Source organism: Legionella bozemanae (genome assembly GCF_900450575.1).
In the GTDB taxonomy this organism is placed as follows: domain Bacteria; phylum Pseudomonadota; class Gammaproteobacteria; order Legionellales; family Legionellaceae; genus Legionella; species Legionella bozemanae.
Genome location: NZ_UGGY01000001.1, coordinates 3,599,543 through 3,617,035, shown reverse-complemented (window position 1 = coordinate 3,617,035; position 17,493 = coordinate 3,599,543). Strand labels below are relative to the sequence as shown.

Below are 17,493 nucleotides of genomic sequence, written 5' to 3'. Positions count from 1 at the left end.
TTATCTCTTAGGCTACCAAAAAGTACTATCGGGATTTTATAGTTTATAATTTCAAATACAGCTACAAAATATTTTAAATAATGAACGAAAAACCAATTCATCTTATTTTAGATACAAATATATTTCGAAGCGATGTCTTATTTAAAAAAGCTGATTTCAAAGCATTGGAGAGATTATTGGAGAGTGAACAAGTAAAATTGCATGTTCCCTATATAGTGTTTAATGAGTTTGTTAGCTACCAGATTAGCAAATATGAAGAAATTAAAGGACTTTTCAATAAACACATAAATGACCTTAAAAGATTTGGGTTTATATCAGAAGAAAGTAAGAAAACCATTAAAGAAATATTACCCCCTGACTATAAAAACAAAATTGATAAAGACTTGAGAAGTCGACTTTCAAAGTATAAAGCAAAAATTTATGACCATATAGATTGTGATCCCATGGATACTTTAAAAGATTATTTTGAAGGAGCTAGAGCTTTCAAGATATTAAAAAGTAAAGAAGATTTCCCTGATTCATTTCTATATTATTTTTTGTTGAATTTTACAAAAAAACATTTGGGAAAGGTCTATTTCATTTCTAATGACTCTCATTTGAGCAAGATTTTAGAACAAAGCAATCAAATAATTATTCATAGGTCATTAAAAGAATTTATTGAATCCAAACCTATACAAGCTCACCTATATAATATCAACTATTCCTCTAAAGTAAGTGATTTTTTAAAGAAGGAGAAATATCAGATTTTTAATTTAATTGAAAACGATATTATCGATATGCTGCAAGGAACAAACATAGAGGACTTAAGAATACCAAGTGATGATAATATCGCTTATATTTCTTCCGTTAGCGGGATAATAAATGAAGATGATATAAACTTCGATTTTAAAACACTTCATTATTATGGTGATGATCTTTTTGTAATAGATTGCAATTTTGTCACTGAAGTAGAGGGCTTAGTTGATATTTATAAGGGTGATTATATAGCTGAAGAGATGGACTTTAGTATTTTTGAGGAAAATGATCATTATTATTCTACATCAGTTGAAATTGAAATTAGGATAAAAGCTGGTATTCAATTTAAAATGAAATATTACCTTGAAGACGATGAAGAGCAACTAGAAATAGAATCAGCTGCTATTGACTCAATTAACCAAATTGAAGTCTTAAATGTAACTTAAAGAATAAATTGGAAAATATAGAGGCACATATAAAATTATGTGCAACAATTAGTCTAAATGATGATCCCAATCGTGTATAGGACGGTACCCTGATTGTGATGAATTATCTGGTATCCATCGGCCGTAGGTTTTAATTACCATCTCAACATCAACATGCCCTAATTGTTTAGATACCCACATAATGTTTTCACCTTGGGAAAGCATCATGGATGCATAAGTATGTCGAGTTTGATATGTATTGCGATAACGAATTGCCGCTCGTTTTAATATGGGTATCCACTGAGTACGGCGAATTTGTTGTGACGTTTCCCATGCTTTGTTGGTTTGTGGGTTATGAAACACTCTTCCCTTTTGCGCAAAAGTGTATTGTTTTTGTTGTTCTAAAGCTTCTAATGCTGGAGGTAATAAAAGTACATCTCGAACACCTGCCTCTGTTTTGGGACCTTTTGTTTCTTTAGCAACAATGGTTTCTTCAATATGAATAATTTTGCTTTGCAAGTCCACGTCCTCCCATCTCAATCCAATAAGTTCGGATACTCGTAATCCTGTGAAGAACGCAAATTGAAGCAATAAACGTACTTGTCCCTTTGATTCATTTAATATAGCTTTAATTTCATCAAGACTAAATGGATCAGGCTTATAATCACTTTTTTTTGTTTCTTTATTAAGTAACTTATCAACAATAATACTATTGAGAGGATTTTCTTTGATGTATTGATCCACCAGTGCTTGCTCAATGACTGCACGTAGAGGGATTAGAATGTTCGCCACCGTTTTAGTCGTACAATTAAGACTCCTAATCCATTTTCTGAGAATGGAGGGTTGTAAATTCTGTATTTCAACTTTATCAAACATTGGAAATAGGTGTCCATCACAAACACGTTTATAACCGCGATAAGTACTTGCTTCTTTAGTTGACTTTGCTTCTTCTAAAAATTCTCGGAGCAACTCTCCTATAGTTATTTTGGATTTAACATGCCCAAAGATATAGGCACGCTTCGAGTTAGGAAAATAATCAGAGTACGAAAAAGTTCCGCGTTCAATAGCATTTAGAATTTCGCCACGTAGGCGTTCTGCATATTTTATATTTGCTGCAGTAGCTTCAATTTTAATAGATTCAAAGCAGCGAACACCGCGATAATAAAAACTAATTCTTAGAGTTGTTTTCCCTGAATGCCATTTTCGGACTACTACCCCATTTGTAGTTTTTGGAGTGTTGCCCGATTGCCGTTTTCCACCCATTTTTCAACCTCCACTAAATTAACCCATAAATTACCATCTGGTCCCAGCTTGCAATGGAGTCCATCTAACCACATTCCTCTCTTTCGTTTACAATGCACTGCGTTTACTGTATCTCCAGTTTCTTGGCAGTATTTTTTTAGTTTTACCCATTTAACCATTCCGAACTCCCTGGCCTATTTATGTATTTAGCAATCTATAATTGTCTTTTATAAAACATTTTGATGTTAAAAATAAAACATATCGTGTTATTAGTCAAGAAATATACTTGCGGAAGCCTTTTCTTTGAAGAAAATTAATACTGATTTGAAATTCATCAAAATTAAGTAATATTATGAAAAAGAGCATTTATAAAAAATGTAGTGAATCTTTTTTTGTATTGTGCTAAAAAGAAGCACTAAATGATTTGGCTATCAGGATGAAGTATGGATATTCTCGAAAAATTTGTACAATTAGTAAAAACCCCTCTGTTTTCCGATAATCGTTTTGATTCTCTTGATAATTTAGACACTGAGTTAAAAAATTTATTTGCTCAAGATGATCAGTTGAAGTTGAGAGAAGTTATATCTAAAAATAAGCAATTCGCAGATACAGTTGAGGTAGTAGAGCTGTAATGTTTTCGCGAAATAAGCTGGTTTTAGTAGGTTCCGGGATTAAAACTCTGGCACATCTTACTCAAGAAGCACAAACTTATATAGAAAAAGCAGATTTTGTGCTGTACCTACTTAATGAGCCAGTGCTTGAAAAATACATCAAAAAACTTAATCCAAATCATGAATCGCTCGAGCCATACTATTTTAATCATACTTTACGTAGCGACGCGTATACGGAAATTTCAAATCATATCTTGTCGAAAGCATCAGAGTATCAATTTCTGACAGTAATCCTCTATGGGCATCCCACAGTTTTTACTTCTCCTGGATTAACTGCTTTAAAAAAAGCTAAAACATTAGGATATGAAACACTAATTTTACCAGGTGTTTCTGCTGAAGATTGTTTATTTGCCGATCTGGAAATAAATCCTGGCAATGAAGGCTGCATTTCTATTGAAGCTACAGAATTTCTTTTGAAAGAAAGAATACTCGATCCTTATAGTCATGTTTTGTTATGGCAAGTTGCGATGCTAGGAAATTTGAAACAAGCAACTAATTATCTATCTACCAAGGCTTTGGAGGCTTTATTAAATAAACTTTTGAAATATTATTCGCCGCAACAGGAATTATTCATATATGAAGCAGCTATTTATCCAGGCATGAATCCCCGAATAGAAAAGATCAGATTAGAAAATTTACCGACCGGTAATTTTTCGACTCTTTCCACATTGTATATCCCGCCAAAATCGAGAGCTCCTGTGGATGATAAAACACTTAGAGAGCTCAATTTGAATTGAAACCCAAGGACTATAAGACTATAAAAAGGATTTTACGTGAATTATTTTGCAATTTTTAATCAATTAGACTCAAGATGTAAACGATTTTTGTTTCTATATTTCATCCGCGCTATTTCAGCAGGAATTGCATTTTTTATTGGTATATATTTAGCCCATATTCGTATGAAATGGCTGATCATAGGTTATGAAGTAACTGCTTTATCTGCAGGAAATATTGTTGGTTCATGGTTATCTGCAAAATATTCTGACAAGTTTAATCCATTAATCTTTTCGGGATTTAGTCTTTTATTACAGGGAATATGTTTTTTACTAATAGCCTACTCTGCTAAACCAGTTGTATTAGCAGCATCTGTGTTTTTGTATGGTTTGGCAGGATATGCTTTCGTTGCAATTAATCATTATATTATTACGAGCTATGCAAATGACTCAGAGTCTGTTCGAGCCCACGTCATAAGCTTTACATCTATTGCATCTAATATAGGCCTTTTATTGGGTGGGATATTGGTTAGTTATTTATCAAGTAATTATGCGATCTTATTATTTTCGTTAATTGGTGGAATGCTAGTTATTATCTCATTGTTTTATTTTTGCGAAAGAGGTGAATCGGTTATTATCAGAAATTCTAATCTTAATGACAGAACTACTCCAAATAAAAGAATTTATTTTGTAGCTTTAGCGGTAACTTTTTTGTTGGGAATTATCTTTGCGCAACAGCGCATTGGATATCAGGTGTTTTTGGAGAATCATTTTACCAGTTTTCAAATAAGCATTATTTTAGGCTTGAATACTTTTATTATCATTACGTTGTTGCCCTATTTAACTCAACGCATTATGGTGCTGAATCATTTAGTTGCCCTTGCTTTAGGTGGTTTGATCCTGGGAGTTGGAATGTATTTAGTTATTTATTCTGATAATTATTATTTTGTTCTATCTTTATGTGTTGTTAGAACCCTGGGAGAAATGATTGCTATTGTAATGAGTCAATTTATTTGTTTTCAATATTCACCAAAAGCTGCTAGGGGTAGAGCTATGGGAAATCATAAGTTTATTTTTGCCTTTGGAATCTTAGCCGGTTCTTTTATTGGTGCAAATATGCTGTCCGATTGGGGTATGAATCTTGTGTGGGTTTTATGTGGTATGACGGGTCTAATAATTTTTACAGTAAGCTATTTTGCCAGCCATAGAGTAAAAAAGAATGTTCATTTTTCAGAATATGCTAAATGAAAACTAAATTCATATTGTTGATAAACTAACACAACCTCGAAAGAAATTTGCATCAACTGAGGGAGAAATATTATTTTTAATGCAGTTCTCTTCCACAGTTCGGAATCTATAATCATTTTGTATCACTTCTTCAGGAGTTTTGGGTTTTAGGTTATTGTTTGAATTGACATGTATATATTCAAATTTTGTCGTGTTTACTGCTTCTTGCAATATAGTGCCATACCACATACTGTCTTTGCTTTTTATCATAATTAAAAATCTATCCATGCTTTTTTTCAAATCATCTAAGTGGTTGAGCATACTAATTGAATTTTTTGTTTTTGGAGAAAAAGAGCGGGTGATAGGATATTGCAAGGAATAATAAACAGGCTTTTTAATCAGATAATCAAAATACTCAGGGCCAATGATTGTCGGGATATATTTTTTTAATCCATAGGAGTAAGTTAATACATGTTGAATAGTTTTCAATGGAAGTAACTCATCATTAACTAGTGGAGCTAATCCTGGGAAAGCACCAATGGCGATATCGAGTAAATGTCGAGCAGTATCATTAATATATGGATTAGAGCGCGTATTAGATTTCTCCTGCATGATAGAATAGGAAATATCGTAATAATATTGGTTACGTTTATAATCGCTTGATTTCCATGCTAGTTGATATATATAAGAACGCAGCTTGAACCATTTTTCATTATTTAAAATGTTATCAATCCATTTTTGAGCAAAGTAAATTAGCTTCATTCGCCATTTAGTTGTTAGATTTTGATTATTAGTAATTAATTTAAATAATTCAAAATGATCATATTGCGAAGAAGGATATTTATTCAAAGTTCCAATGGCTCCTTCAAGACGATTGAAGCTGTTATTGCAAGTTAGATAAGGCAGGGAAAATACAGTTCGAGCCCCGGCTGTAGCCTTTAAAAGTCCATTGGGAGCAAACGGTTTTTTATTATTATTAATGCTGAGAATGCGGGAAAAATTATAAAATTCACCAGGTCCTGCAATGCGTATAGGCAAAGTTAATTCTTTATCGGGTAAATCGACGAAAAACTCAATAGACTTACTTAATACCATGCCTAACGGTGCGCTATCCTTACCATAACCCAGATCTTTTATTATATCGGCAGGAGCGTTTTCAGAGGATAAGCGATAAAACCCATCTCCATTATCATAAGGAATGAATTGACTTATATCATCGCCAATCATTGCACCATAAGGAAAGCTCAATACATAGAGGCAGCAATCTTTATCCGGATTTAATTCGTCTACGATTTCAGTAAATCTAGGTTCGACTTCATAGAGAGAGTCTCTTATTTCTTGCCAGGTTACTTTTATAATTGATTGGTTAAAGTCCATATTAAGCCCAAATTTCTTTCAAAATTGAAAATAACCTCTATAAATCAGCATGAAATTTAGAAGTTTACGTTCGAGTATTTTCCGTGTTTCAATACGCATGTCAATACATAGACTTGTGTGATTTTTATCTCAGGGATTTATAAATGAGTGTTGCTTGTAAAGAAGAAGAGGGAATTGTAAATTTTAATTTTACGTGTAATAGAAAGAAACAAAAATATCTTATTGAGATATTGCTAAAATACAGCCATCTTGATTTAAAGGAGCTCGGTGCATCACTTCAAATTTCGACAACGTTTCTACTCGCTGTATTGGAAGGAAGATATTATTTAGACAAGGAAAAAGGGATAACCCTAGCAGAATTATTCTTACTATTTTTTGGGGAATAGACGTTAATATTTTAATGCACCTAAATAAATCATAGGGTTTAAATTTGATTAGGCTTAGATTTGTAATCCAAGCCTTTTAAATAAGTTTACTGATGCTGGTAATTCTCTATCCGATTAGCTAAGTTTATAACTTCCGAGCGTATTTGTGAGCTAAACTTTGTGTTTGCGCACTCCAACTCTCTACTAAAGGTTTGATCATACCATTTTAATTTATATACAAAGCCTGTTTGTTCTGTTCCTTTGACTAATACAATCGTAGGTTTATTATCAACATCATAAGTTACTAACTCTTTTATCAGTTCAACGCCACTCTGGGCGAGTATTCTGTTATGCTCATAATAAGCACAACTGCCTATGCCATCTTTTTCAAAAAATTGGACAGCTCCATCCCAGCCATCTCCTTTATCTCCATTTTTTACTTGTTTATAAGCGCCAAAAGGGGCTACTCCTATCGTTAGGTTCCTATCTGTTTCTGGGACACCTAAGAAGGTATAAGCTAGTTTTATTTCATCAATTGACATTCTTATATGAGTACTAATTGGAGAAAAAGTATCTTTATATTTTTTTATCTGAGTTGGAGCAATGTATTTTAACTCCATTAACTCTTTTGCTCGCGGTTCAGCAACTTGCACATAACCATTTTTTTGTTGCTCTTGATTCATTGATAAAAATTCTTGCATTTTTTTCGCTATATAGGCGTCATTTTTATCATTTGCGGCGGTTGGGGCATTGATATACTTGGTAGCGGAAACAATACTTATATCTGTTGTTTCTGGAATATTAATACCAGATTTGGCTAAATATTCTCTGGCTTTTTTATCCATTTCTTCTTTGGATGGGTTGGAGGTCTCTGCCATTACATTGAAAGTAAGGAGGGCTGATATACTTGCTATTAATAATTTTATTTTCATTTTTATTCCTTACAATTTTTTTAACGTATTAATAATCCCACCAGCCATTATAAATACTACAATCGCCAACATGCGTTGAATCGAAAGGGATTTTTCCGTTACCATAATCAATTAAATAATGATAGCCAGAAACAGTCCATCGATGATCTCCTAGAGGTGCTTCTCCCCAGTGTACTGCGGCTTGTCGCCAAGTATATGCGTAGCCAGTATCAATATGGTGGGCAGTATTGTAAATATCGAAATGTACACTTACGACACGCCAGTCATAAGAATGGTTCAACCACCAGGTTATGGATTCATTATTATAACAATTAGCTCGGCTATGAACGGTGGTAGCCACCAGTCCCGCATAAGAATTAAGGGAAGCAATTCCTAGTATTGCTGATAAGAGTATTATTTTTTTCACAAGAACCTCCTTATACTTCGAGGCCAATGTATTTAACCTAAATTTGATTGTCAAGTTATTATTTTTATTAAAGAAATTTAATCAAGACAATCATATAAAGGCATATTTTCAAAAAATATTTATTGAGTGTTGAGATAAGTAAAGGATGAGTAACCATTCTTTTTATGAAAGAATTAAGAAATTATCGAAAGATAGTGGATATATAAATATGAGGTTTTTATTTAATTCTAGCTAGTAATCTTTCTATCTATTAGTATTCGAGTTGAAAAATTACAAATATCTACGATGTTCAATTACAGTACCTATAATGGTAGCATCGTTTTTGCTAGTTACCTCGATAGTTGCCCATAACTCATTATAAGCGATTAACTGATACAAATAATCTTTTGATTTAGCCTCACTATATTTGCGTAGGTATGTTTGATTTTTTTGGGGTATGTAAACTACAACATAATCACCTGGATTAGGTGAGGCCTCTGTATCAATAATAATAAGATCCCCTTTATAAAAAGGTGGCTGCATACTGTTATCTTCAATTTCTACCGCAAAAGAACGTTCGCTGGGTTTTTTTCCTTTTATAGAATCAACAATTAATTTGGTTTTTGAATCCTCGATAATATTCACACCATGAAAATATTCATTTGCTTTTGGGGCTTCCTGTAATGGGAGGATTGGCATAAATTGAATTGCATTACTGCTTTTTGATATTTCCCCGCCCGGATTATCTGTAAGACATAAGAGAAAGGATGCTGATACATTTAACGCCTTTGCTAAAAGTTTTGCCTCCATAGGGCCAGGGCTTCTGGTTCCTTGTTCCCAATTACTTATTCTAGCTGCGCTTAGCTCACCTGTTTTTTCAGCTAATTCCTTGATTGTAATGCCCAGCGCTCTACGGGATTGAGTAATTCGTTCACCAATTCTTTCTTTTATGCTCATGATTATCAGAATAAGTTAATAAAACACTTTACATAAAACAAAGTGTTTTATATTATTAAACATTATGAAGAATTCGATAAAACATTACGTTTTATTTGGTAACTTTCTAACGAATACTTCGCTGTGTTTTCCAGTGTAACACGGATCATGTTTTCAACTAAATAACCCTATGGAGTCAAAATATAGTCATGGATTTTTTAATCAATCACCAAGAGCTGGAAGTTCTCAGTGGATTGCCTCATATCCAGCAACTTGCCTATTTAAGAGGAATAAGACCCTATATGGATGGAAAAACGGGGGTCGTTGGAGAAAAGCGAAGAATTAGTTATCAATCGATTGCAGAACAATTGTACATTGAGCCGCACCAAGGTATTAAAAGTCAGAGTTGGTCGCGTGATCAAATACGACGTGCAATATCCGGTTTGGTTCGTGTCGGGATCATTGCAATACAATCCGAAGGAATGCAACTTATTTTAAAATGTGAATTAGCAACAAGGCATTATTCTGTCCAAAATAAAGCCGCCATAAACCCGCCACAGAAAGCCGACAGAAATTTGCATGAGAAAAACTTTGTAAATGCTGGGTTATCGGGGAGTGAGCCACTAAAAGCCGACATAGCAGAATCCCCAAAAGCCGCCATACCTCAAAGTAATAATAATTATTATTTTATTTATTTAAAAAAACGCTTCGAATCATTCTGGGAATTGTATCCCCTTAAGAAAGCCCAACAAAAAGCCTGGGAAGTGTTCCAAACGCTATCCCCATCTGATGCGTTAATCGAAGAAATGCTCACCGCCCTACAGGCACAAATTAACTTCATCAATCTACTCAAAAGTCAAGGTGAGTGGGTTGCCCCTTGGAAATATCCTGCGAACTGGCTTGCCCAGCATTGCTGGAAAGATGAACTCATTACTCCAACTGCAAAGGAATCAAAACATGCACCACATAAAACAAATTATTCCCAATCTAAAACAACAGATGCCCTCTGGGAGTCGTGCAAATCAGGATACATCGATGAGTATGAATCAGAGAGCAACATTATCTTCTTCCCAAAGTATTCCCACTAATCGCAAGAGTATAGACGGCTTATTTCTCAAGTTTGCAGCCTATTACGGTTCTGTATGGCGAAGCCAGTTCAAGCAGGAGGATTTTCTTGAATTTGCAAAACGGGAATGGGCTAAGGCTTTAGGAGAATTTGAGGATAAGGTCATTGAACAGGCAACTATAGCAAGTCTAGCAGCCAAAGAGCTACCTCCTACTTTGCCACAATTTATCGATTTATGCAGGGCGGCAAAAAAACGATTAGCTTTTATTCCACCTAAGCGTTGTAACAAACCCCGCAATCTTGAATTGGCATATGCGCAACTTAAGAAAATGAAACAGATTTTAAACATCAAACCATAGGAGAACACACCATGTTGATATTAAGCAGAAGAGTTGGCGAACAGGTACTCATCAATAATGGCACGATTCAAGTCAAGCTTCTGGATGTGAAGGGGCAATATGCGCGGATCGGCTTTATCGCCCCGCCCAACACGGATATTGATCGCGAAGAAATTTTCCATCGCAAGCGTGCTTCCCTAAATCAACAAACGGCTAATGATGAAGGCAAATAAATCAGGAGAATTTATGAAAAAGTTATTGAATCAACTGAAACAAAATATCAATCATCGTGTTCTCCTGACACTAACTCTTGCTCCAACACCAACGTTTGCGGCCAGCATTGAGAGCATTCTCAACAACACCGTGCGCTTTTTACAAGGGCCAGTTGCTAAAGCAGTAGGGCTTATCGCCATTGTGGGTACCGGGTATTTGTGTATTGCGCAACAAAAACTCCCCAAAGAACGCTTTGTCATGATCCTCGTAGGTCTTGGCGTTATCTTTGGCGGTTCCTCTTTATACAGTCTTCTTGTGGGGTAGGATCATGAGTCACATCAATGAGGCAACGCTAAATCATCATCCAGTCTATGGCGCGCTGACACGATGTGCCATGACTGGAGGTGTGACTTTTGAATACCACAGTATCAACCTCATGATATCGGTGTGTGTTTTTATTGCGATGGGAAATCTGCTCTATGGATTGGTGTTCTTGCCTTTACATACCTATGGCTGGTTGGTGTGCCGTAACGACACGCGTTATTTCACTGTGATGTATAAGCGATGGGCGTTTTGTCCACCTATGCCGAACCAAAAATTTTGAGGAGTTCGCACTTATGAACCTGTTTAAAAAGACCAAAGTGGCCCGTGATGAAACGCCAGTTTCAAGCATTTATCCTATTACCCACTTAAATACACCTTTCGTTTTTGAATCCAAGTCAAGTTTTCAGGGAGCTGTCCTAAAAGTTCAAGGCATTCCGTTTATTACGCAAGCACCTGAGACTTTGAATCAATTGAACAGTCAATTACATCAGGCCATGCTTCATCTTGATGAGCGTTTTATCCAATACGTCACCATCCATAGGAAAAAAGAAAATATTGAGTTACAAGGTGCGTTTAAATCAAACTTTGCGCGCCATGTGAATGACAAATACCATGCCCGCTTTGCTGGCAAAAACCTCTATCATAATAGCATTTATTTAACTACTGTATTAAAAGGGGATACTTCAAGCAAAGCAGCGCGATCACTATCCTTTATGGAGCGATTGAAAGCCTCACAAAGTCCTAAAGGCAAAGTTTTGCTTCGTGAAGAGAATTTAACTGCATTGAAAGCAAAAATGCAGCAGTTAAAAACCTCACTTTCTCCATTCAAACCTTGTTTATTAGGGGATAATGACCAGGCTCTGGGTTACAGCGAATTATTGGCTTTTTTATCCTTGATTCCTAATGGCGGGGATAGCCTGCCGTTTCAACGGCCTTGCAGTTACTCACCCATTGCCAAGAGCATTCCTGAGGTATGGGGAACTGAAAGTCTCTACCCAGATGGGCATTTGGGGCAATACCTCTGCAATAAACAACTTTATTTTGGGCAATCCATCCAGTTCCAAGGTGCGGCATCGAATGATGTGTGTTTTGCAGCCATTCTTTCAGTGAAGCAATATGGCCAATACACGGCAAGTGTTGTGCTGGATAGTCTTTTAGAACTTGATTGTGAATTTATTCTCACCCATTCCTTTGCGCCAATTCCACGGGAAGTGGCACTGGACACGGTGAATAAAAAAAGGGAAAAACTGATTAATGCCCATGATGCGAGCTTGAGTCAAATTAACCATTTGAGCGTTTTAGAAGATGGACTTTCTTCGCAAACCATACGACTAGGATACCATCACAATACATTAATGCTTGTGGCCGCAAGCAAAGAAGAATTAGAGGATGCTATACGGGAAGCTGTTAAGATTTATGCGGCCTCCGGGATGGTGCTTATTCGCGAAACCATAGGTCAGGAGCTGGCGTTTTGGGCACAACTCCCAACCAATCATCATTTTATAACCCGTTCAGCACTCATAACCTCGCATAATTTTGTGGATTTCTGTTCGCTCCATAATTATGAAACCGGATTTAGAGACGGTAATCATTTAGGGGCTGCAGTTACCTTACTTGAAACCCCTTCAAGAACCCCAGTGTATTTCAACTACCACAGCCGCTCTTCCAAAACCAACCCAGCTAAAGGCCATACTGCCATTTATGGTGCTACCAATGCGGGTAAAAACACATTAGTAGCATTTCTGGATGCACAGATGGGACGTTACAACAACCGCAGTTTTTTCTTAGACCGGGATGAGGCTTCGAAAATTTATGTTTTAAGTTGTGGCAACAGCATCTACTCAGTGATTTCTCCAGAGTATGCGCAAACCACAGGGATGAATCCACTGCAATTGCCTGATACACCAAAAAACCGCAGCTTCGTTAAGGATTGGTTGGGACATCTGGTAAAAAAGAATGAGGAAGAGGAGTTATCTGGCTCGCTTACCGAAGTGCTTAATGAGAGCGTGAATTATGTTTTCGAGCATTTGGAACCACATCATCGAACGCTAACCAACTTAAGTAAATGCCTGCCCTATGATTTCCCTCGTTGGTTTGAACTTCGCCGATGGCTTAAAGGTCATGGTGTCACAAACGATGGGGAATACGCTTGGCTTTTTGATAATGAAAAAGAATCGCTTTGTTTTGATTTTGACAAGGTAGGCTTTGACATTACTTATTTAATGGATGAGATGTCTAGTACGGTTTCTACTCCCGTTTATATGTATCTTCTTCATCGCATGCGCTTATGTCTGGATGGTCGATTGACTTCTTTTATTATTGATGAAGCATGGCAGGTTTTGGGCTCAAGATTCTGGAAGAAGAATTTGAAAAGCTGGCTGGCCACCATTCGCAAGAAAAACGGCCATTTTATCTTTATGACCCAGGCTCCTGAATCCGTAGTTTATTCAGACATTGCCAGCGACATTCTGACTAATGTAGCCACTACCATTTATTTTCCCAATCCTACAGCCTCTGAGTCGATTTATCTCGACAAGCTCAATCTCTCACGAGCAGAGCTTGCGCATATTAAACACTTGACTGCTGAATCACGACAGTTTTTGGTGAAACAAGGACAAGAGTCGATGTTGTGCACACTCGATTTAAGCGCACTTGCCGATGAAATTCGGGTCTTTTCGGGCTATCTAGCAAGTGTTCGTTTGCTGGATAACATTATTACTGAAGTCGGCGACAATCCAGATATTTGGCTGCCTGTTTTTTTAGAAAGGAGCAAGGGATGAGCACTCGATTTCTATCTCTAGTATTCCTGACTATGGTAATCACATCGCCAGTTCATGCCGGTATTATTGGTGGCGTTGATGTAGCACTATTACTCAAAGCCGTAGAGCAATTGGAGCAATTGCGCTCCCAGTACCAGTTGCTTTCCAAAACTTATAACAATGCCCAATCACAACTTAATGGTATTGAAAGCATTAAGAACTATAACAGCGGCAGTTACGGATATGGCAACTTGACAAATAGCCTGTCGGATTTAAATAACAGGCAATGGTCGCCTAATACCTGGGATGATGCCTTGCAGAATATCTCCGGTGGGAATCCCGCGCGTTACCAGGAGCTTGTGAAAGCCTATCAACAAAATCACATCACTTTGGATGAGGCAAGTTATCTCAAAGGAGCAACTCAAGAGCGGCTAAACACGTATAAACAAAATAAAGCTGTCAATCGTGCTGTAAGTGTGCAGGCCACCTATGCATTTAATGAGGTAAATGTCCATTTAAAAGCAATCCATAATTTGTCCATGACCATTGATAAAGCCCCAAACACAAAATCGGCAATGGATTTGAATTCCAGAATTTTAGCTGAGCTTGCCTACATCCAAGTAGAAAATTTAAGACTGAACACTTTAATCAGCCAGCAAATTGCAGCTCAGGGAGCCAATGAGATTGCACTCGACAGTGAATCCGTCCGTTTTAACATGTTACCTGATTAAAAAAGGAGAACTCATGCGTTTTTTAGCTGGAATATGTCTTGTACTTCATTTGTGCGCCTGCAACAGGCTACCTGATTTGAATACCCCATGCCCTGATTATGGGCGGCTTTGCCCGCAAGTTTTAATTAACGATGATGCATCATTTGAATAAGGATGAATTATGAAACGATTTATTATTACAACGATGCTTCTCATGAGTATGAGTCTGCTTGGTGGATGCCATGACAATCCTTTAAAAGCGCTCACTAAAAAACAACAAATTAACTTTTTAATGCAAGCGTCGCGAAGTGCAGAGCAGGTTATGGGACTCTTTTCTGAGCCTGGTGGTGGTTATTATTTAAGTTGTATGTCCGGAGAGGATATAGAGCTTAACTGCCAAAAATTATTTGAACACATGTTGGATTTTGCACATTTACATAAAGAGTTTTCAAGATTGACGTTATCACAATTAACTGACGCACGTGTATTTGCCGAAATTGCCCTGGAATATCAGGATACTTTTTTTAACACCATTTAAAGCGAGAAGACAATGGATATACCAACATACTCCACGGTGGTGTTAAAGCTTATGAGTCAAATTGATATCTTGACCAAATCATTTATTTTTAACGGCTACAACACCTTATCCAATGTATTGGCCAAACCCCTGGCGTTACTTTGTGTGCTCTATATTGTGCTTACAGGTTATGGGATGGTTAAAGGATTGATTAAGACACCAATTCAGGAGTTTACCAAAGGTGCCATTCGCATGGGAATTGTTTACATGTTTGCGATGAACTGGGGCTTTTTTTCCGATTATTTGGTGAAGCTCTTTATCAATGGCGCCAGTGAACTTGGCGGGGTATTAATGCAAGCTACACCCTTTGATGTGCCGGTAATTACAGGCAGTGGGGTTAATGGTGGGCTGCAATCGGTCTTAATAGAAGTCATTCGCGTCGGCTCATGGACTTGGGCTAAAGCATCCTTTAATCACTATGCTCCCATCTTCACTGCGATTATGATTTATCTTTCGGGACTTGCTGTGGTGGGTCTTGCGCTGTTTGAATTCATTATCGCAAAGCTCATGCTCTCTATTTGTCTGTGTACGGCACCTTTGTTTTTATGTTTCACGCTTTTTGAGCGAACCCGGTCGTTTTTTGACCGCTGGCTTGGCACTGTAGTGGGTTTTTCATTGGTACTGATTTTAGTTTCCTCTGTAGTAGGTCTTTGTATGCACTTAATTCACTGGGCAATTGGTGGCCATTATCAAAACCATGCAACGACCATTAGTGCAGTGGATTGGATGCCTATATTTATTGTTGCTTGTCTTTGTGTGATGGCTATTTTGGAAGTTACGGGCATTGCCAAAAGTATTGGTGGTACCTGCTCCACCAGCAATGGTTCTGCGATGGTGGGTGGATTTCTCGGTGGGGCAATAGGTGCAAGTCGTACCGGGCAAACTATGGGGCGTAAAACTTTTGATATGGCAAAAACCGTTTTGCCTGCAAGCACTTTTGAAAATTTACGCGCGTTTCGTGGCCAATCCCCAACACAAGACCAAACAATTCCTCCTTCATTTAACAACCATCCAAGAGGTCGTTCATGAGTTCAAACAATACCTATTTTAAAGAGGCACGCCGTTGGGCAGATGATAATTTTGCCCGTGTCGAAGTCTCGCGCAACCGTTATCAAATCGCCTTTCTATTTGCTATGGGTTTAAATATCTGTGCTGTGATTGCAGTAACCGTGCTCGCTAATTTGCAAACACTGATTCCAGTCATGGTGCATCATTACGACAATGGTATTACTACAGTTGAACCGTTGCACCAAAACAATGCCCCCATGAATAAAGCACAGGTGGAAAGTGATATTGTGCGCTACATCACGAATCGAGAAAGCTTTGATGTGAGCTCTTATCGAACTCAATTTGATTTAGTAAGCCTTCTCTCCAGCAGTACTGTCACCAGCGAATACCTGCGCGAACAGGATAAATCGTCTAAAGACGCACCAATCCATGTTCTAGGGGCAAAGGGGTCTCGTAGCCTTCATATTTATAGCATTAATTTTTTGGATAATCTCATCTTTAATGAAAAGGATTTCCCAAAGAATCATCAGAATTTGGCTGAGGTGGTATTTACGCTAACTGATACAGACAAAGCGACGGGAGGACAAACTGAGCAGCACTACAATGCGCTGATTTCATGGCGCTACATGGAACCTTCCAGCAACCCTGACATACGCTGGAAAAACTGGGATGGTTTTCAAGTGACCCGTTACAGCAAACAGCTTCGCAACAGTGAGAGGTAAATCATGACTAAAGCAATCCCATTCCTATTGATGATTTTAATTCCATGGAGTAGCAGTTACAGCGTACAAGTACCCAAATCTTATTCTCAAGATATGCGGGTGAATCATGTCGTCTTTGAAGACAATAACGTGGTACGTGTAAATGCATCTACGTTTACCTCGACTCAAATTGTTTTTGGCCGCCATGAAACAATTCTTGATGTGGAAGGTGGTGATACTTCTTCCTGGATGGTGACTCAGCATAACAACCTACCTAATATGATGTTTATCAAACCTACCATGTTAAGCTCAAATACCAACATGACCGTAGTAACCAATAAACACACTTATTACTTTCATGTGATAAGTAATAAAGAATTAAAAAGTAAATCAACTCCTGTTTATGCCATTAAATTTATTTATCCTGAGGAGGAGCGAAAAGCCACTCAGGCCAAACAAAAGAAAGCTGCATTAAACGCTACGAAGCCAAAAAATCCTAAAACCTTAAATTGGAATTACCGTTTCAGTGGTAATGCTCAAATTATGCCAGTTCATGTCTACGATGATGGTACCTTTACCTATGTGGAATTACAAAAGAACCAGCCTGTTCCTGCGATTTTTGCTGTGGACGATCACCAGGGAAAGGAATCCATAGTCAATACGCGCCGCCAAGGCAACGTGTTGGTAATTCAACGTATTGCGCCTCAATTTACTCTACGTCACGGGGGATTAGTGGCTTCGGTATTTAACAGCAATGAAATCACACGCCTGAAACAAGGCCGGAGGTAA

The 17,493-nt window shown here is 37.3% G+C and carries 23 protein-coding genes; 17 read left to right on the top strand and 6 right to left on the bottom strand.

Features of this window, described 5'->3' with window-relative positions:
* Positions 1-80: 80 nt before the first annotated feature.
* Positions 81-1,181, top strand: a complete 1,101-nt coding sequence (locus DY223_RS16010; protein WP_058458391.1) for a PIN domain-containing protein — start codon at positions 81-83, stop codon at positions 1,179-1,181.
* A gap of 48 nt (positions 1,182-1,229) precedes the next feature.
* Here DY223_RS16010 and DY223_RS16005 read toward each other — a convergent pair whose 3' ends face one another.
* Positions 1,230-2,423, bottom strand: coding sequence for a site-specific integrase (locus DY223_RS16005; RefSeq protein ID WP_058458392.1), 1,194 nt, complete (start codon positions 2,421-2,423; stop codon positions 1,230-1,232).
* On the bottom strand, positions 2,372-2,581 hold the full coding sequence (locus DY223_RS16000) for a hypothetical protein (RefSeq protein ID WP_058458393.1): 210 nt from the start codon (positions 2,579-2,581) through the stop codon (positions 2,372-2,374). Before DY223_RS16000 ends, DY223_RS16005 begins: the two co-directional genes overlap by 52 nt.
* A 264-nt stretch (positions 2,582-2,845) precedes the next feature.
* On the opposite strand from DY223_RS16000, the gene DY223_RS15995 reads away from it, so the two are divergent.
* The 3 genes from DY223_RS15995 to DY223_RS15985 are packed head-to-tail and all read left to right on the top strand — an operon-like array spanning position 2,846 to position 5,034.
* A complete protein-coding gene (locus tag DY223_RS15995; protein WP_058458394.1) occupies positions 2,846-3,034 on the top strand; it encodes a hypothetical protein in 189 nt (62 codons plus the stop codon).
* Positions 3,034-3,810 carry an SAM-dependent methyltransferase gene (locus DY223_RS15990; protein WP_058458395.1) on the top strand — a complete coding sequence of 259 codons (777 nt, stop codon included), beginning with the start codon at positions 3,034-3,036 and terminating at the stop codon, positions 3,808-3,810. The genes DY223_RS15995 and DY223_RS15990 overlap by 1 nt, the downstream gene beginning before the upstream one ends.
* Before the next feature lie 36 nt (positions 3,811-3,846).
* Complete coding sequence (locus tag DY223_RS15985) at positions 3,847-5,034, top strand: MFS transporter (protein ID WP_058458396.1); 1,188 nt, start codon at positions 3,847-3,849, stop codon at positions 5,032-5,034.
* Positions 5,035-5,043: 9 nt separating this feature from the next.
* Here the strand turns inward: DY223_RS15985 and DY223_RS15980 are convergent, their stop codons facing one another.
* The gene (locus tag DY223_RS15980) at positions 5,044-6,240 is read right to left on the bottom strand and encodes a hypothetical protein (RefSeq protein ID WP_131744490.1); all 1,197 of its coding nucleotides are present in this window, start codon (positions 6,238-6,240) and stop codon (positions 5,044-5,046) included.
* Positions 6,241-6,533: 293 nt separating this feature from the next.
* On the opposite strand from DY223_RS15980, the gene DY223_RS15975 reads away from it, so the two are divergent.
* Positions 6,534-6,776, top strand: coding sequence for a hypothetical protein (locus DY223_RS15975; RefSeq protein ID WP_058458398.1), 243 nt, complete (start codon positions 6,534-6,536; stop codon positions 6,774-6,776).
* 86 nt (positions 6,777-6,862) lie between these two features.
* Here DY223_RS15975 and DY223_RS15970 read toward each other — a convergent pair whose 3' ends face one another.
* The 3 genes from DY223_RS15970 to DY223_RS15960 form a co-directional block, all read right to left on the bottom strand.
* Positions 6,863-7,687 carry a hypothetical protein gene (locus DY223_RS15970; RefSeq protein ID WP_058458399.1) on the bottom strand — a complete coding sequence of 275 codons (825 nt, stop codon included), beginning with the start codon at positions 7,685-7,687 and terminating at the stop codon, positions 6,863-6,865.
* A 28-nt stretch (positions 7,688-7,715) separates the two neighbouring features.
* The gene (locus tag DY223_RS15965; RefSeq protein WP_058458400.1) at positions 7,716-8,093 is read right to left on the bottom strand and encodes a hypothetical protein; all 378 of its coding nucleotides are present in this window, start codon (positions 8,091-8,093) and stop codon (positions 7,716-7,718) included.
* Between the two features lie 270 nt (positions 8,094-8,363).
* Positions 8,364-9,029 carry a S24 family peptidase gene (locus DY223_RS15960; protein ID WP_058458401.1) on the bottom strand — a complete coding sequence of 222 codons (666 nt, stop codon included), beginning with the start codon at positions 9,027-9,029 and terminating at the stop codon, positions 8,364-8,366.
* Between the two features lie 188 nt (positions 9,030-9,217).
* Here DY223_RS15960 and DY223_RS15955 point away from each other — a divergent pair, with 188 nt between their 5' ends.
* Genes DY223_RS15955 through virB9 form a run of 12 tightly spaced genes read left to right on the top strand, consistent with a single transcriptional unit; the run spans position 9,218 to position 17,493 of the window.
* Positions 9,218-10,096 (top strand): hypothetical protein, encoded by an 879-nt coding sequence (locus DY223_RS15955; protein ID WP_064115063.1) that lies wholly within the window; start codon positions 9,218-9,220, stop codon positions 10,094-10,096.
* Positions 10,044-10,433, top strand: coding sequence for a hypothetical protein (locus DY223_RS15950; RefSeq protein ID WP_058458402.1), 390 nt, complete (start codon positions 10,044-10,046; stop codon positions 10,431-10,433). Before DY223_RS15955 ends, DY223_RS15950 begins: the two co-directional genes overlap by 53 nt.
* 11 nt (positions 10,434-10,444) lie before the next feature.
* Positions 10,445-10,645, top strand: a complete 201-nt coding sequence (locus DY223_RS15945) for a carbon storage regulator (protein WP_058458403.1) — start codon at positions 10,445-10,447, stop codon at positions 10,643-10,645.
* Between the two features lie 13 nt (positions 10,646-10,658).
* Positions 10,659-10,949 carry a TrbC/VirB2 family protein gene (locus DY223_RS15940; protein WP_058458404.1) on the top strand — a complete coding sequence of 97 codons (291 nt, stop codon included), beginning with the start codon at positions 10,659-10,661 and terminating at the stop codon, positions 10,947-10,949.
* Positions 10,950-10,953: 4 nt separating this feature from the next.
* Positions 10,954-11,229, top strand: a complete 276-nt coding sequence (locus DY223_RS15935) for a VirB3 family type IV secretion system protein (RefSeq protein WP_082642400.1) — start codon at positions 10,954-10,956, stop codon at positions 11,227-11,229.
* Between the two features lie 13 nt (positions 11,230-11,242).
* Entirely contained in the window at positions 11,243-13,729 is a 2,487-nt protein-coding gene (locus DY223_RS15930) for a VirB4 family type IV secretion/conjugal transfer ATPase (RefSeq protein WP_058458405.1), read from the top strand.
* On the top strand, positions 13,726-14,439 hold the full coding sequence (locus DY223_RS15925; RefSeq protein ID WP_058458406.1) for a type IV secretion system protein: 714 nt from the start codon (positions 13,726-13,728) through the stop codon (positions 14,437-14,439). The genes DY223_RS15930 and DY223_RS15925 overlap by 4 nt, the downstream gene beginning before the upstream one ends.
* A gap of 13 nt (positions 14,440-14,452) precedes the next feature.
* Positions 14,453-14,590, top strand: coding sequence for a T4SS-associated protein LvhB7 (gene lvhB7 / locus DY223_RS19270; protein WP_165483288.1), 138 nt, complete (start codon positions 14,453-14,455; stop codon positions 14,588-14,590).
* Between the two features lie 9 nt (positions 14,591-14,599).
* Positions 14,600-14,956, top strand: a complete 357-nt coding sequence (locus DY223_RS15920) for a hypothetical protein (RefSeq protein WP_058458407.1) — start codon at positions 14,600-14,602, stop codon at positions 14,954-14,956.
* A gap of 12 nt (positions 14,957-14,968) precedes the next feature.
* Positions 14,969-16,024, top strand: a complete 1,056-nt coding sequence (locus tag DY223_RS15915; protein WP_058458408.1) for a TrbL/VirB6 family protein — start codon at positions 14,969-14,971, stop codon at positions 16,022-16,024.
* On the top strand, positions 16,021-16,725 hold the full coding sequence (locus DY223_RS15910; protein ID WP_058458409.1) for a VirB8 family type IV secretion system protein: 705 nt from the start codon (positions 16,021-16,023) through the stop codon (positions 16,723-16,725). The genes DY223_RS15915 and DY223_RS15910 overlap by 4 nt, the downstream gene beginning before the upstream one ends.
* A 3-nt stretch (positions 16,726-16,728) precedes the next feature.
* Positions 16,729-17,493, top strand: coding sequence for a P-type conjugative transfer protein VirB9 (gene virB9, locus DY223_RS15905; protein ID WP_058458410.1), 765 nt, complete (start codon positions 16,729-16,731; stop codon positions 17,491-17,493).